Raw genomic sequence first — 14000 nt, forward strand, 5'->3', positions numbered from 1 at the left:
CCTTATCCTTGGTCGCTCCGCGCCCCGAGCTTCGGCCTGTTGGCCTGCGCACTGATCAATACATTCTTTCTCTATCATTATAGTATCGCTGGTCGAGAGGAGTATCGTTTTTTGTTGTTGTGGGATGCAGAAGTTCGAGCGATAAGCCATTCGTATAAATGCATTCACGTATTTACCCTCAATCAAACAATCAAACCCTCACCCCCCCAACTCCCGCGCCATTTCTCNCCGAAAATGGAGAATCTGTAGCATCTTTTCCAAATCGGCATGCCAGCGACCAAATTCACCTGAGCGAAACGACCAGCCGCTTTTGAACTGCTGCAGAAGTTGTGGATCACTATGGTAGGCGGCCTTTTCCAGCAGAGGGCGATAATGCCATATATCCCAATTAGCCGTACTTCGCCCCTGGATAACATCCTGAAAGCCGAGAACAATCATCTTACTCAGCGCAGGTTGCCAAACGTGTGGGCTATGGAGCAACCAATAGGCGGGCAAGGTTTCGTTAGGTATCAGTGGCCCAAATTGCTGTAGCCAAGTGAGCAAGCTGGCGTTGAAGAACCCCGGTGTTGCCTGCTGCAACAGTTGCTTGGCTTCCGTATTGTTCCACAAGCTTTGCTGGTCGGTGAGCAGCCACCATTTAATCATAGCTTCTGTACCTCCCAGGTCGGGGTGGCGCAGTAGACTTTTGGTGAGTGCTTGCAGCAGTTGGTTGCCATAACTCACCTTGGCCACCATTTGAATAATATCCAAAGGCGTTTTTTGCCAATGTTTCTCCCAATGTGTGAAGGGAATGCGCTCCAATAACTGCTGCACCCAGTTGAGGCGCAAGCCACCGGGTGTTTTGCTGCCGGTAGGGTAGATGCCGTCTTCCTGGGTGGCTTTGGGCAGGTCTTCCGGTAGGTGTAATTCCAGCTTGTTGGCTTTGAGTACCAGACAAGATTGCGCGTGCTCCCAAAGGCGATCTTGCAGACTGCTTTCGGGCAAGCTGGCCAGCAAGTCAGCCGCCGCGCTACGCACGTTTTTCCTTTTAGCAAGGCGACAATGGTCGAGAAATGTTTCGTCATCGCTACTCAGTCCTTCCGCCAGGGAGGGCAAGATGCGGCCTTGGGCCTTATGATCCAGTTCCAGCCAATGATCCGTGAGACTTTGGCGGGCAGCTTCGGGGTCTTCCCGGCGGTAGGCGGTGAGTAGCGCTAGCTGTTCTTTACCAGTAGCCAGCGGCCAGCTTTCCAGCGCGGTGGTCGTTGGTAGGAGCGCCGACCAATGCGGGTGCTGCTGTAGCAACCAACGGCCCCGCGTACCCAGAATTGGCTCAATGAGTTGCCACAATTCGGGTTGTTCGCGACATTGTTCCAGTAGGTTGGGCAGGGCCTCGTGGGGCAGTTGCTTCTGGTGTTTTTTTAGTAGCTGTGCAAACTCTGGTAGGGCAGGCTGGTGGTGGCCGTCGAGAATCGCCTGCAGGTGTTGTACACTTCGCCACGAGCAAGGGGCCAGGGCTGCTTTCGGTGCCGGGCTGGGCAATGCTTCATTTAAGGTGGGCAATTGCCGGGCGCCTTGCCGCAAAATTTGGGTGACCCCCACCGCTTCCAGTAGTTGCTGATGGCTTTCGGTGTCTTCGTAAGCAGGGGCGTCCTCGGTTTGCAGCTCCTCTGCTGGCAGCTGATCGGTGCCTAGTAGTAGTCGCCTTACGAGTTCGTCCCAATTTTGCTGATCCGCTGTTTTCACGGGGTGGTTTTGTTGTAGACTTAGTATTGCGCAGAAAATAAAATGCGATTTTTTCTGGGTTCCCCAAATAGTTAACACGCTTGAAGTGAATCGTTTAGCTAACTATTTTGGAAACAAAATCGCATTTTATTTTCGTGCTGTTCCTTAAATGTAAGGGGAGGATTGGGATTTGGGGTGGTTTTGCTCAGGAGTTTTGTTCATTTTCCTTCCCACCCCGAACCAACAACCAAATAGAAAAAGACATCTCGCCTATAATACTGGGAATAGCCACCAGTGCCAGGAGGATAGAGGCATAAGTCTCGTAGTTGGGCATCAAAAAGTGTGCACTAGTGTCGACCATATACATGATGCCGGCTACTACGAGAAAGAAGGCAATGATTCGAGGCTGGCCGATAATTCGACCCAAGAGAATGAGGTGTATACCAAAAAAGAACAGGCCAATGAGCCAGATGGTATTAAAAACATCGACTTGCTGCAATACCTCTTCTGCTGTAGTTGCTTTCAATGCCAGGGGCAGCGCAAATATGGCAATACCCATAATACCGGCGTGCATCATCCGAAACAGGGTGCTCAATTTAGACAAGAGGTGAGTAGGGTACAGCTCGTACAAGGTCCAGGCCACGACCACGTCAAAAACGACGGTAACCATAAAAGCGAGCGTCCCCCAACGAACAAGCTGGGGCTGTTGCTGGATGGTTTCTAGAGGAGCCTGTAGCAAGGATTCCAACATCAGGAAATTAGCAAAAATAGCGGTAAAGAAGATCACGAGATAACTAACTCCGGTAGTAATGGCAAGTGTTCTGGTTGTCATAAGTTGATTTTTGCAATAAAGGTTTACAAAGATGAAAGCTTGGTAGCGATGTTCGAATTACGAGTGGGCCTCTCCTTTCGAGAGATAGATTTCTTTTGTGCTCTTGCAAGAACTGGTTTTCTATCTACAGATGACTCGAAGGAGGCTTTGCCCCCAAGGGTGATGCCTTTTCTTTTTATATCAAGGTACTTCAGCTTGAATAGGAATTATTTTGGGTACGATATAAGAAGAAATTACCGCCACTTTGCTTACCACGGATAATAAGCCAAGGTGACTAAGATAGAGAATAAAATTTGCCAGCCTTTGATTGCTGCCGATAATTGGCATTTTGACGGGGGCGTCTGCCTTATTTTTAACATCTGGATAATAGGGGGTGAGACGCTTTTTTGTAAAATACTTGTGCAAGAAAGTAAAGCTTGTCTTTTGATTATCAAGACAAAAGCCTATTTTTGCTGCCGATTTTAGGGAGCTGGTCAAGAAGTGCGGTATGCATAAGCCTTGGCGGCAATCTAAAAAACTATTGTTGACAATTTACAGAACGACAGATTATGGCAAATATCGGTCAAGTAAAGCAAGTTATCGGCCCGGTTGTAGACGTAAGTTTCTCCGCGGAAGGTGCTAAGCTGCCCGAAATTCTGAATGCATTAGAAATTAAGCGCCAGAATGGTGAACTACTGGTACTAGAAGTCCAGAAGCACCTTGGTGAAGACAGCGTACGTACAATCGCTATGGATGCTACCGACGGTTTGACCCGCGGTGCTGAAGTAACCGATACGGGTGCTCCAATTGCAATGCCTACCGGTGATGTAATTAAGGGCCGCCTGTTTAACGTAATTGGAGAAGCCATCGATGGTATCGGTGATGTATCCAAGGCAAGCTCTGCACCTATTCACCGTAAGCCTCCTGCTTACGAGGATCTGTCTACTGAGAAGGAAGTTCTCTTCACAGGTATCAAAGTAATTGACTTGATCGCCCCTTATACTAAAGGTGGTAAAATTGGTCTTTTCGGTGGTGCTGGTGTAGGTAAGACGGTACTTATCCAGGAATTGATCAACAACATTGCCAAGGGTTACGACGGTATTTCGGTATTTGCCGGAGTAGGAGAGCGTACTCGTGAAGGTAATGACCTCATGCGTGAGATGTTGGAAGCAGGTATCATCAACTACGGCGAGAAATTCATGCACAGCATGGAAGAAGGCGGTTGGGACCTGAGCAAAGTAGATATGAAAGCGCTGGAGACTTCGAAAGCTACTTTCGTATTTGGTCAGATGAACGAGCCTCCTGGTGCACGTGCACGGGTAGCATTGTCTGGTTTGACGATTGCTGAGTACTACCGTGATGGTGATCTAAGTGATCCTACAGGTGGCCGTGATATCCTCTTCTTTATTGATAATATCTTCCGTTTCACTCAGGCCGGTTCTGAGGTGTCTGCCCTTCTGGGACGTATGCCTTCAGCCGTAGGTTACCAGCCAACGCTGGCTACCGAGATGGGTCTGATGCAGGAACGTATTACTTCTACCAAGCGTGGTTCTATTACCTCTGTACAGGCGGTATATGTACCTGCGGATGACTTGACGGACCCTGCTCCTGCAACGACATTTGCTCACTTGGATGCAACCACCGTACTTAGCCGTAAGATTGCTTCTTTGGGTATCTACCCTGCGGTAGATCCTCTGGATTCTTCTAGCCGGATTCTTGATCCTGCGATCCTTGGTGACGAGCACTACGCTTGTGCTCAGCGCGTAATGAACATTTTGCAGCGTTACAACGAATTGCAGGATATCATTGCCATCCTTGGTATGGAAGAATTGTCTGACGAAGATAAACTGATCGTAAGCCGCGCGCGTCGTGTTCAGCGTTTCTTGTCACAGCCTTTCCACGTAGCCGAGCAGTTTACTGGCCTTAAAGGAGTACTTGTATCTATTGAAGAAACCATCAAAGGATTTACCATGATCATGGATGGCGAAGTGGATGAGTACCCGGAAGCAGCCTTCAACTTGAAAGGTAACATCGAAGATGTTATCGAGACAGGTAAGAAGATGTTGGCAGAAGTAGAAGCTTAAGCTTAAATCTTATTTAGCATGAATATTGCAGTATTAACACCAGAACGTGAAATTTTTCACGGTACCATTAGCTCGGTGAAAGTGCCGGGTGTAAAGGGTGAATTTCAGGTGCTGAATAACCACGCCCCCATTGTTTCGGCATTGGCGGAAGGTAAAGTCGAGATCGTAACCGCGGCTGGTGGCTACACTTTCTTCAATCTTGAAGCAAGTGCCAAGCAGTCAGGCGACGAGACTGGCAAAAAAATGATCTTCCAAATCGAAGGTGGTTTTATTGAAGTACTGAACAACGAGATTTCTCTCCTGGTACAGGGTGTAAGTCAACTATAGAAAACCTTGTGTTTGTTCCGATGAATATCGGGATACAACCTTTGGTTAAATCATATTATCCTCCCGGATTTTACTACGGTAAAGTTCGGGAGGATTTTTTTTGGCACCAGGCACTCGAAAGTCGGAATTAGGAAATCTGAGCTCGGAAGTATTCAGCGCACAAGCACCCCGCACCAAACACACCCCGCACAACTTATTTTTGTGCTGTTGTTAGTACCCTAGCTACTTTCTCAGGTATATCTAGTTTAGCCAAAGCTTCTAGTACGTTCTTGGTTTCTTCCGCTGGCGTATCCATTATTTTAAAGACCAGTTGAATGCTTTCACGGACGATAAGGTCAGGCTCAGTGAGGGTGCCACTCACCGCCTGGAGAGAGATGCTTTGCATCAGCCCACGAGCGCACATGGCATAGATTTTATAATCTTCATCGGTCCTATCTGGGAACCGATCTCCAAAAATAGTCTTACTCCGTTGGATTTGGTTGATGAGCAGCTGAGCAGCAATATCAGGAGAGTTATAAGACATCAGGTAGAGCTCTGCCGAGGGGGCGTGCTGTGCCATGGTGTGTACGTGCCAGGAAAGTTCACAAGCCAGATGGAGGAGTTTATTACCTTCTGCAAAATGAGAGGTGCGTTCCAGTACTCGAAAGAATGCCTCGAGCACGATTTTTTCAAAAATATCTTCTTTGCTTCGGTAGAAATGATAAATCGTACCAATCTCTACACTGGCGGCCTCTTTGATCTGGCGCATCTTGGTTTTCTGATAACCCTGTGCCAAGAAAAGCTTGCGGGCAACACTGATAATTTTGCCCCTGACTACCGCCTTGTGTGCTTCCCGTTTCATACTGAGTATTGCGCAAAAAATGAGTAAAACGTCGGTTCAGCTTATTCTCATGCTGTTCCTAAAATCATTTCTATTAATAAAAGTACTCTTTTTTTCTAGAACGTGTTCAAATTTATTTGCAAAAACCAATTAAACCCTGTAGTTTTATTAAGCAATTAGAACGTGTTCAAAAACCCTCCAACCGATGGCTGCTTATTTAAATATGGATACGCTGCGTTTTCTTTTACAGCATACGCATGATTTAGAACAGATTTTGACCTTACCGCGCTTTGCTGATCATGATGTTGATAGTATCAATATTATGCTTGATGCCATTAAGGATTTTTCAGATCAAGAGCTGTATCCTGTTTTTCGGGAGATGGACGAAAAGCCAGTGCATTATGCTGATGGTAAAATCATTACCCATCCTGGCTTGGGCAAAATTTTACGTCAATCCGCAGAACTTGGCGTTATTGGAGGAACTTTTGATTACGAAGATGGCGGGCTACAGTTACCTAATACAGTAGGTACAGCTACCTACTTTATCATGGATGCGGCCAATAACAATGTGCCAGGCTACACTGGCCTGACAATGGGGGCTGCAGAATTGATTCTTCACTTTGGTAGTGATGACCTAAAGGCAACTTACGTACCCAAAATGATAAGTGGTGAATGGGGAGGTACCATGTGTCTGACGGAACCACAAGCTGGTAGCTCTTTGTCGGATATCACGACTACTGCTTACCCACAAGCGGATGGAACGTACAAAATCAAAGGGCAGAAAATCTTTATTTCAGGCGGCGATCATGAGCATTGTGAAAACTTTGTTCATTTGGTGTTAGCACGTATCGAAGGAGCGCCGGCAGGCACGAAGGGGATTTCTTTGTTTGTAGTGCCAAAGTTCCGGCCAACGGATGATGGTTTGGTTCCCAACGATGTGATTACAGCAGGTGATTTTCAAAAAATGGGACAGCGCGGCTATTGTACCACGCACCTTTCTTTTGGCGAAGAAGACAATAGTACCGGTTACTTGATAGGCGAACCTCACCGGGGGCTGGGATACATGTTCTTGATGATGAACGGTGCCCGGATCGGTGTTGGTCGTGGCGGTATAGCCATAGCTAGTGCTGCTTACCATGCTTCTTTACAGTATGCGCAGGAGCGCCCACAAGGACGTCGGATACTGGATAACGGTCGTAAAGACCCTAACGAAAGCCCAACCCTCATCATCGAGCATGCCGATGTACGCCGTATGTTGTTTTTGCAAAAAGCGATCTATGAAGGCGGCTTAAGCTTGGTGTTGCAATCGTCTAAGTACCTGGATTTATCCCTCTATGGGCCAGAAGAAGACCGGGAGAAATATAAAATGTTGTTGGATATCCTGACGCCTATTACCAAAACATTCCCCGCAGAAAAAGGCCGGGAAGCGGTAGATAATGGGCTGCAGATATTAGGAGGTTACGGTTTCTGTAGTGATTTTGTTTTGCAGCAATATTACCGTGATATTCGAATTTTTGCCATCTACGAAGGTACTACAGGCATTCAGTCACTAGACTTGCTGAGCCGGAAAATTACCATGCATAATGGCAAAGCGCTAGAGCTACTGGCTGGTGAAATGAAAGCGACCATAGAGGCAGCTCTAGAACAACCTGAATTGCAAAAATATGCCGCTGCCTTAGGTGGAAAAATCAAAGAAACCCAAGAGGTCTTAGGCTCGCTGTTACCTTTCGCTGCCAAGGGAGAGTACGAACGTTTTCTGGCTGACGCAAACATCTTCATGGAGTATTTTAGTACCCTGGTAGTCGCTTGGCAGTGGCTGCAAATGGGCGTTACTGCGAAGCAACTCAGTATTACTGGTGCCGGTAACTTTACGGATGATTATCTTGAAGGTATCCTCCACACGATGCGTTTCTACTTTACCTATGAAGTGCCTAAAATGAACGGCCTCGTAGAGATTATGCGCAACGATGAAGAGTTGACGCTACTGAAGGAAAAGGCACACTTTTAGTCTGCAAACAAGCTCTCTTGTCAAGCCGCGGACAACCAAATTGGCAACTACCTAAACTTGATTTTTGTCTTTACTATACCCTTTGTAAAAGAAGACAAAATCAAATTAGATGCGACACTACTTATTACTGTTAGCCAGTGCTTTGCTACTTTTGGGTATGAACCGCCCTGCTGCGGGAAGTATGGAGTTGGCCATTAATGATATCGAACACAATTACGGTACACTTTGGATTGGTATTTATGCCTCAGAAGAAGCTTTTCTAGATAAGGATCAAGCACATCTTGAGGCTATTGAGGTGAAAGATTTCAAAGACAAGCACATTTATCTCAATGATCTGGATTACGGCGATTATGCCGTGGCACTTTTTCATGACCTCAATAATAATGGTGAGCTGGATGTCAATTGGCTGGGCGTTCCAGAAGAGCCTTTCGCATTTTCACGCCCTATTTCGTCTAAATGGCGACTCCCCAAGTTCTCAGAGGTAAAAGTTGGTTTATACCAATCACATAAGACGGTTTTTGCCAACCTGAAAACATGGTGGGATCAGTGATTAATCGAAGCGAAAATTCGCTAGGGCGGCAAAAATGAGTTATCTTTCGCATCCTCAAACGGAAGAAATAACTAAATTATGTCTACTGCTCATTCTCACCTTCTTGCCCCTCTCGATCTTGGTTTTATACAATTAAAAAACCGGGTTTTGATGGGGTCTATGCATACGATGCTTGAAGAGGCCCCCGGAGGTTTTCCGCGCGCCGCGGTTTTTTATGCTGAACGGGCAAAAGGGCAAGTCGGTCTGATAGTGACAGGGGGGATTTCCCCTAATGAAGAAGGCTGTGTTGGCCCACATTCTGCAATGCTGACCAATGCCGAAGAAGTGGCCAAGCACAAACTTATCACAGATGCTGTTCGAGCAGAAGGTGGTACTATTTGTATGCAGATTTTGCACTCAGGGCGTTATGGTTACCATCCCAAAATTGTGGCACCATCGGCCTTGCAGGCCCCCATCAATTTTTTCAAACCCCGTGAACTAACGAGTGAAGATATCGAGCGCACCATTGACGACTACGCCAAGTGTGCAGTGCTGGCCCAAGAGGCCGGGTACCATGGGGTAGAAGTGATGGGTTCTGAAGGCTATCTTATCAACCAGTTTATCGTTAAGCGTACCAATCATCGGGAAGATGATTGGGGTGGCTCTTATGAGAATCGGATGCGTTTTCCAGTAGAGATTGTCCGTAAGGTTAGGGCTGCTGTTGGTGAAAATTTCATCATCATCTACCGCCTGTCTATGTTGGACTTGGTGGAGGGCGGAAGCACCTGGGAGGAAGTCGTACAACTGGCTAAAGCGATTGAAGCTGCCGGTGCAACCATCATCAATACCGGGATTGGCTGGCATGAAGCACGCGTTCCCACCATCGCTACCCGCGTACCCCGTGGTGGGTTCAGCTGGGTAACGGGCAAACTTAAAGGCGAAGTAAACGTACCCCTGGTGGCCGTCAATCGGATCAACATGCCAGGTATTGCGGAAGATATTCTTGCGAAAGGAGATGCTGATATGGTCTCGATGGCCAGACCTTTCCTCGCAGATGCCGAATTAGTAAAGAAAACCATGGAAGGCCGGGTAGATGAAATCAACACTTGTATTGGTTGTAATCAGGCCTGTCTGGATCATACTTTTGAGATGAAAATCTGTTCCTGCTTGGTTAATCCACGTGCTTGTCACGAAACGGAACTTAATTACTTACCAGCGGTTGATAAGAAAAAAATTGCCGTGATTGGTGCAGGCCCTGCTGGTTTAGCAGCCTCTACTATTGCTGCTGAGCGAGGCCATACTGTTGACCTTTTCGAAGGTGAAGGCCAGATTGGTGGGCAATTTAATATGGCTAAACGCATTCCTGGAAAGGAAGAATTTGAAGAAACACTCCGTTACTTTGGTCGCCAGATAGAGTTGACGGGCGTCAATCTACATTTGAATACGCGTGCTACGGCGGAGCAGTTATTGGCCGGAGGTTATGACGAAGTTATTCTCGCAACTGGCGTTACGCCACGAGATATTGAGTTATCTGGGCAAGATCACCCAAAGGTGCTTAGTTACATCGATGTACTCTATCGTCAGAAAGAGGTAGGCAAAAAAGTTGCCATCATTGGTGCTGGCGGCATTGGTTTTGATATGGCTGAATATCTCTCTCATGAAGGAGAGTCGCCAAGTCTGGATACCGAAAAATACATGGAGGAATGGGGTGTAGATATGGCAATGAAGACGGGTGGTGCCTTGATGCCAGCCCAGCCAGAACCTTCTCCTCGTGAAATTTACCTACTGAAGCGATCTACTGGTAAGCACGGAAAAAACCTGGGTAAAACTACCGGTTGGGCACACCGCGCCAGCTTGAAAATGAAAGCCGTTAAAATGGTTTCCCAAGTCACTTACCAGAAAGTCGATGATGAAGGTTTACACATCTTAGTTAATGATGTGCCCCAAATACTTCCCGTTGATCATGTAGTTATCTGCGCAGGCCAGGAGCCATTGCGGGAATTACAAGTTCAGCTGGAGCAAGGTGGCTTGAAGGTTCACCTGATTGGCGGTGCTTTTGAAGCAAAAGAGTTGGATGCTAAATTCGCGATTGATCAGGCGGCTCGCCTGGTGGCTGAGCTGTAGAAGGGATGCGTGGCGGTTGCACCGCCCCTTTGGTAGAGGGTAGAGAGATGTATACGCTAGTAGAAACGATTCTTTAACCGGCTTGAAATATCCTGCTAGTCTCCGGACCAGCGTGTGTCTGCAATGCTGCTCAGGAGACGACCAGCAGATTATTAATCTCTCTACACTCTACCTGAAAGGAGCGAAGCGACTTGTCTCTATACGACTTCAAGGAAAGGTGCCCTCTGGAGAAGTTTCGATTAATTTTATCAAACCCCCATTACATGCGTTTTCAAGACCAAGTTGTATTTATCACCGGAGCCGCTTCGGGTATTGGTAAAGCCGCTGCTCAAGCGTTTGCCAAAGAAGGTGCAAAATTATTACTGGCAGATATCCAGACGGAAGAAGGCGAAGCTTTGGCGGAAACCCTGCGTAATGCGGGTACCGATGCCGTATTTACGTACTGTAATGTTGCGGATTACGCCTCGGTACAGCAAGCGGTTTCTCTGGCAGAAAAACATTTTGGACGGATAGATATTGGTCTTAATAATGCGGGTATTGGTGGGCCAATGGCCAGTACTCGCCAGCTGGAACTCGCCGACTGGGACAAGGTTTTGGCTGTTAATCAAAGTGGTGTTTTCTATTGTATGAAAGAGCAGTTTCGCTTGATGGAAGCACAGAAAAGTGGCTGTATTGTCAATGTAAGTTCTATTGCTGGGATGCGTGGTTTGCCTAATCAATTAGCATATACGGCCAGTAAACACGCCGTCATTGGAATGTCGAAAACCGCTGCGCTGGAAGGTGCACGCTACGGCATCCGGGTGAACGCAATTTGCCCGGTCTTCACGCAAACACCACTGGTCGACAAACTTTTTGCCAGCGTGGAAGGCATTGATCAAAAATTATTGCGAACCATCCCGTTGCGGCGCTTTGGGGAAGTAGAAGATATCGTCAACGCCATTACCTGGTTGTGTGATCCGGCCTCTAGTTTTATTACGGGACTTGCTTTGCCGATTGATGGGGGGCAGAGTGTGTAGTAGTAACTTTTCATGTTTTCAATAAAAAATGAAAATGTAGCAAACATAGGCGGTTGCAGATGAGTTTCAAAGTTGCATTATTAAACTAATTAATAAAAAAATGTCAACCGAAACTAGTAAAATCGAAACCTGGCCAGACCTAGCTATTGGTCTTTACGATCGACTCACCGAGCGCAACGCTGAAATCTCTTATAATTTTGAAGACTTCTCTTTAGAAGTGCCCCAAAAAGTAGGATCAGAGCGCAAAACAGAGTGGAAAATGAATGGTAAACTCACCATTACCACTGCCGAAAAGTCAAGCTAGTGAAAGCTAAAGTACATCTTACGGCAGCTTTCCTCTTACAATCAGAGGGAGCAAGTATCCAAATAGAAACTACGGATCAACAAAATCTGGTACTCCGTCTCAGCAACCTCCGGGCGGTTGATAACATCCCAATGAGTAAAATCAAGGTGTTCCGACTGTTACGGAAAGCTTCCCAAGCTATCGACCAAAAAATTTCATTTTATTTGAATGATAAGAGATGGTTTAGTTGCAAAAATGGTCGTTTTTCTATCCATAATTATCTCTTCACCCTCAAAGCTATACTATCCTAGTTATGCAAATTCTTCTCAATAAATTAATCTATGGTCACTATATCGTAACGGCACTTAAGCCAGGCGACGAACTCAAAACGCGCGAAAAAGATTATCTCGCTGCGGGTACGGTCAACTGGCTCAGTCAGCTTTCTTTTGAGCCCCCAATGATTGGCGTTGCTATTGGCTTGAAGGCTGAATTGAATGAAACCATCGATTATAGCGAGCACTTCACGGTACATTTACTGAAAGAGGGTCAGGAGGATTGGATTGAAAAATTCTCTGGAAACTCCCAAATTGCGGAGGGTAAGATAAATGGCGTTCCTTTTATTAAAAAAGATCATGCTCTTATCTTAGAAGGTACCTTAGGATATTTTACGTGCAAGGTTGAAAGAAGCATCAATAACGGAGACCATACCCTCCATATTGGTACGGTAATATCTACCAATGTGGTTGCAGGAAATAGCCAGCCGATCTGTAGCAAAGAAACAGGACCCACTTACACCCTAGCAGATATTGCAGGGTAGTAAGTTAGCGGTGATGAGAAATTTATTCACCTATCTTTAGAATTGAGTTATTCCGAATACTATTCGTTAGTATTCGGAATTTCTATTTTTGAAATCTCCCCAAATTCTCCCGCTGAATAGCCGCCGCCATAATCTCCGGAAATTGGTCGGGCGTAGCTGCAAAGGTAGGAATGCCCATTTGCCCCAGCTGCTGCGCGTGGTTCTTCCATACTTTACCAATGGTTTTTCGTAAAGTACTAAAGCTGCTTTATAAGCACTTAGGATGCCGAGCAGAAGGGAAACTACTGCACAATAAAACCAGCAGTCGACCTCTCCTGTGATGCTTTTTGCCAGATCACATAATACCGACCTTTCGGGAAAGTAGAAATATCTAATTGAAGTGACGGACTGGTTGTATTCTTCTCGTAGACCAGTTGCCCGCCACTACCGTAAATCCAAAGTTGACCGTTCTGTGGTGTTTCGATTTGCACCCAGCTTTCGGCTAGCGTAGGAAATAATTTCAAGCGGTCATTCCGGTCAGGTAGCTGCTCCGTAGACGTACTTATATCCTCACGGATAAACCGGACAACTTCTTCCTGGTACGCTACCGCAAAAACATCACCGTGCATTCCCATTGGGATAAATAATACCTCGGCCCCACCATTTTCCAAAAAGGCTACCTCTTCGGGCAGTAAAGCGCCTGAATTGAAGTCGTATTCGCCGTAGGTATACAGCACTTTTTCAAGGTTCAAGGCCGCTAACGAATCTAACCAACGATTAGACAGAGCAGCAGCACTCAGCGTAAGTAATGATTGTGGAAAAGCGTTGATAGGGGTGGCCAGAACAATGCTATCTCCAAGGTCGAAATTCGGCAAGTAGCCCTCCATCATATACTCCACAAACTCCAGCTGCATGCTCAGACGCCCCTCCATGATGACCATCTTGTCTACACTAGCCAGGCCGTAATCATCCAAGTATTCCCCGAGTATAATTGCGCCCCAGGAATGCCCGTACAACACTACAAACTTACCCTGCCCCCGGTAGAACTGTACCGCCTTTTCTATCAGAGCAGCCGTAGTATCGTTAGCCGCAACCGCCTCCGCAAAAGTGAGTTCAGTATTTTGTAGAATGGGTTCCAGCATTTCGTATTTCTTAACCTCAATTACCGAAAAGGTAGAAATGCTTTCCACGTAAGTGAATTCTGTTGGTAATAATACGGGCGTTGGACCACCCTGGAGGGCCAGGATAACCGTATCGGCATCCGGATTGGACTTAACCACTACGTAGTCTTCTACCGCTGGCAAGGTAGCTGGATCAATTTGCTGTCCGAATAGGTGCGAAGAAAACCAGCTCAGTAACGTCAAAAGAATACCCAGAGAGATCATGGTGCGGGAGCGCATAGCTAGGAGCGTTTTAGTGATGGATTAATTGCGCCAAGTAAACAGGACGGTGGAACCTTTGTTTGGCACTAGCTACCGTGGAAATTGGTAATGGGCCG

General features: G+C 46.6%; 15 protein-coding genes. 9 read left to right on the forward strand and 6 right to left on the reverse strand.

Annotated elements, in window-relative coordinates; all coding sequences use genetic code 11:
• Positions 1-198 precede the first annotated feature (198 nt).
• The 3 genes from A3EU_RS35075 to A3EU_RS31360 all read right to left on the reverse strand — a co-directional run bounded on the left by A3EU_RS35075 (position 199) and on the right by A3EU_RS31360 (position 3013).
• Positions 199-1803 carry a DUF5691 domain-containing protein gene (locus A3EU_RS35075; protein WP_425412730.1) on the reverse strand — a complete coding sequence of 535 codons (1605 nt, stop codon included), beginning with the start codon at positions 1801-1803 and terminating at the stop codon, positions 199-201.
• Between the two features lie 106 nt (positions 1804-1909).
• Positions 1910-2536, reverse strand: a complete 627-nt coding sequence (locus A3EU_RS0121740; RefSeq protein ID WP_020538315.1) for a DUF4386 domain-containing protein — start codon at positions 2534-2536, stop codon at positions 1910-1912.
• Between the two features lie 180 nt (positions 2537-2716).
• Positions 2717-3013, reverse strand: coding sequence for a hypothetical protein (locus A3EU_RS31360; RefSeq protein WP_156825861.1), 297 nt, complete (start codon positions 3011-3013; stop codon positions 2717-2719).
• Positions 3014-3084: 71 nt separating this feature from the next.
• Between A3EU_RS31360 and atpD the strand changes: the two genes are divergently transcribed.
• Positions 3085-4599, forward strand: coding sequence for a F0F1 ATP synthase subunit beta (gene atpD, locus A3EU_RS0121750; protein WP_020538317.1), 1515 nt, complete (start codon positions 3085-3087; stop codon positions 4597-4599).
• 18 nt (positions 4600-4617) lie between these two features.
• On the forward strand, positions 4618-4926 hold the full coding sequence (locus A3EU_RS0121755) for a hypothetical protein (protein ID WP_020538318.1): 309 nt from the start codon (positions 4618-4620) through the stop codon (positions 4924-4926).
• Between the two features lie 193 nt (positions 4927-5119).
• Here A3EU_RS0121755 and A3EU_RS33165 read toward each other — a convergent pair whose 3' ends face one another.
• Positions 5120-5767 carry a TetR/AcrR family transcriptional regulator gene (locus tag A3EU_RS33165; RefSeq protein ID WP_020538320.1) on the reverse strand — a complete coding sequence of 216 codons (648 nt, stop codon included), beginning with the start codon at positions 5765-5767 and terminating at the stop codon, positions 5120-5122.
• A 184-nt stretch (positions 5768-5951) separates the two neighbouring features.
• On the opposite strand from A3EU_RS33165, the gene A3EU_RS0121770 reads away from it, so the two are divergent.
• From A3EU_RS0121770 to A3EU_RS0121800, 7 genes are all read left to right on the forward strand, one after another.
• The gene (locus A3EU_RS0121770) at positions 5952-7754 is read left to right on the forward strand and encodes an acyl-CoA dehydrogenase (protein ID WP_020538321.1); all 1803 of its coding nucleotides are present in this window, start codon (positions 5952-5954) and stop codon (positions 7752-7754) included.
• A 109-nt stretch (positions 7755-7863) separates the two neighbouring features.
• Complete coding sequence (locus tag A3EU_RS33170) at positions 7864-8304, forward strand: DUF2141 domain-containing protein (protein ID WP_020538322.1); 441 nt, start codon at positions 7864-7866, stop codon at positions 8302-8304.
• Between the two features lie 78 nt (positions 8305-8382).
• Positions 8383-10407 (forward strand): NADPH-dependent 2,4-dienoyl-CoA reductase, encoded by a 2025-nt coding sequence (locus A3EU_RS0121780; RefSeq protein ID WP_026211527.1) that lies wholly within the window; start codon positions 8383-8385, stop codon positions 10405-10407.
• Positions 10408-10670: 263 nt separating this feature from the next.
• Positions 10671-11423, forward strand: coding sequence for an SDR family NAD(P)-dependent oxidoreductase (locus A3EU_RS0121785; RefSeq protein ID WP_020538324.1), 753 nt, complete (start codon positions 10671-10673; stop codon positions 11421-11423).
• A gap of 100 nt (positions 11424-11523) precedes the next feature.
• Positions 11524-11727, forward strand: coding sequence for a hypothetical protein (locus A3EU_RS0121790; RefSeq protein WP_020538325.1), 204 nt, complete (start codon positions 11524-11526; stop codon positions 11725-11727).
• Positions 11727-12017, forward strand: a complete 291-nt coding sequence (locus A3EU_RS0121795; RefSeq protein ID WP_020538326.1) for a hypothetical protein — start codon at positions 11727-11729, stop codon at positions 12015-12017. The genes A3EU_RS0121790 and A3EU_RS0121795 overlap by 1 nt, the downstream gene beginning before the upstream one ends.
• Positions 12018-12019: 2 nt before the next feature.
• A complete protein-coding gene (locus A3EU_RS0121800) occupies positions 12020-12523 on the forward strand; it encodes a flavin reductase family protein (protein WP_020538327.1) in 504 nt (167 codons plus the stop codon).
• Positions 12524-12582: 59 nt separating this feature from the next.
• On the opposite strand, the gene A3EU_RS34365 is transcribed toward A3EU_RS0121800, so the two are convergent.
• Both A3EU_RS34365 and A3EU_RS0121810 read right to left on the reverse strand, forming a co-directional pair.
• Positions 12583-12732 carry a hypothetical protein gene (locus A3EU_RS34365; protein WP_020538328.1) on the reverse strand — a complete coding sequence of 50 codons (150 nt, stop codon included), beginning with the start codon at positions 12730-12732 and terminating at the stop codon, positions 12583-12585.
• Between the two features lie 72 nt (positions 12733-12804).
• Positions 12805-13902, reverse strand: coding sequence for a hypothetical protein (locus A3EU_RS0121810; RefSeq protein WP_020538329.1), 1098 nt, complete (start codon positions 13900-13902; stop codon positions 12805-12807).
• Between the last annotated feature and the right edge of the window lie 98 nt (positions 13903-14000).

Source organism: Lewinella cohaerens DSM 23179 (genome assembly GCF_000379805.1).
Taxonomy (GTDB): Bacteria; Bacteroidota; Bacteroidia; order Chitinophagales; family Saprospiraceae; genus Lewinella; species Lewinella cohaerens.

Coding starts and splice junctions, on each gene's coding strand:
- A3EU_RS0121740 (WP_020538315.1), bottom strand. CDS start 2,536: ATGACAACCAGAACACTTGCCATTACTACCGGAGTTAGTTATCTCGTG.
- atpD (WP_020538317.1), top strand. CDS start 3,085: ATGGCAAATATCGGTCAAGTAAAGCAAGTTATCGGCCCGGTTGTAGAC.
- A3EU_RS0121755 (WP_020538318.1), top strand. CDS start 4,618: ATGAATATTGCAGTATTAACACCAGAACGTGAAATTTTTCACGGTACC.
- A3EU_RS33165 (WP_020538320.1), bottom strand. CDS start 5,767: ATGAAACGGGAAGCACACAAGGCGGTAGTCAGGGGCAAAATTATCAGT.
- A3EU_RS0121770 (WP_020538321.1), top strand. CDS start 5,952: ATGGCTGCTTATTTAAATATGGATACGCTGCGTTTTCTTTTACAGCAT.
- A3EU_RS33170 (WP_020538322.1), top strand. CDS start 7,864: ATGCGACACTACTTATTACTGTTAGCCAGTGCTTTGCTACTTTTGGGT.
- A3EU_RS0121780 (WP_026211527.1), top strand. CDS start 8,383: ATGTCTACTGCTCATTCTCACCTTCTTGCCCCTCTCGATCTTGGTTTT.
- A3EU_RS0121785 (WP_020538324.1), top strand. CDS start 10,671: ATGCGTTTTCAAGACCAAGTTGTATTTATCACCGGAGCCGCTTCGGGT.
- A3EU_RS0121790 (WP_020538325.1), top strand. CDS start 11,524: ATGTCAACCGAAACTAGTAAAATCGAAACCTGGCCAGACCTAGCTATT.
- A3EU_RS0121800 (WP_020538327.1), top strand. CDS start 12,020: ATGCAAATTCTTCTCAATAAATTAATCTATGGTCACTATATCGTAACG.
- A3EU_RS34365 (WP_020538328.1), bottom strand. CDS start 12,732: ATGGAAGAACCACGCGCAGCAGCTGGGGCAAATGGGCATTCCTACCTT.
- A3EU_RS0121810 (WP_020538329.1), bottom strand. CDS start 13,902: ATGCGCTCCCGCACCATGATCTCTCTGGGTATTCTTTTGACGTTACTG.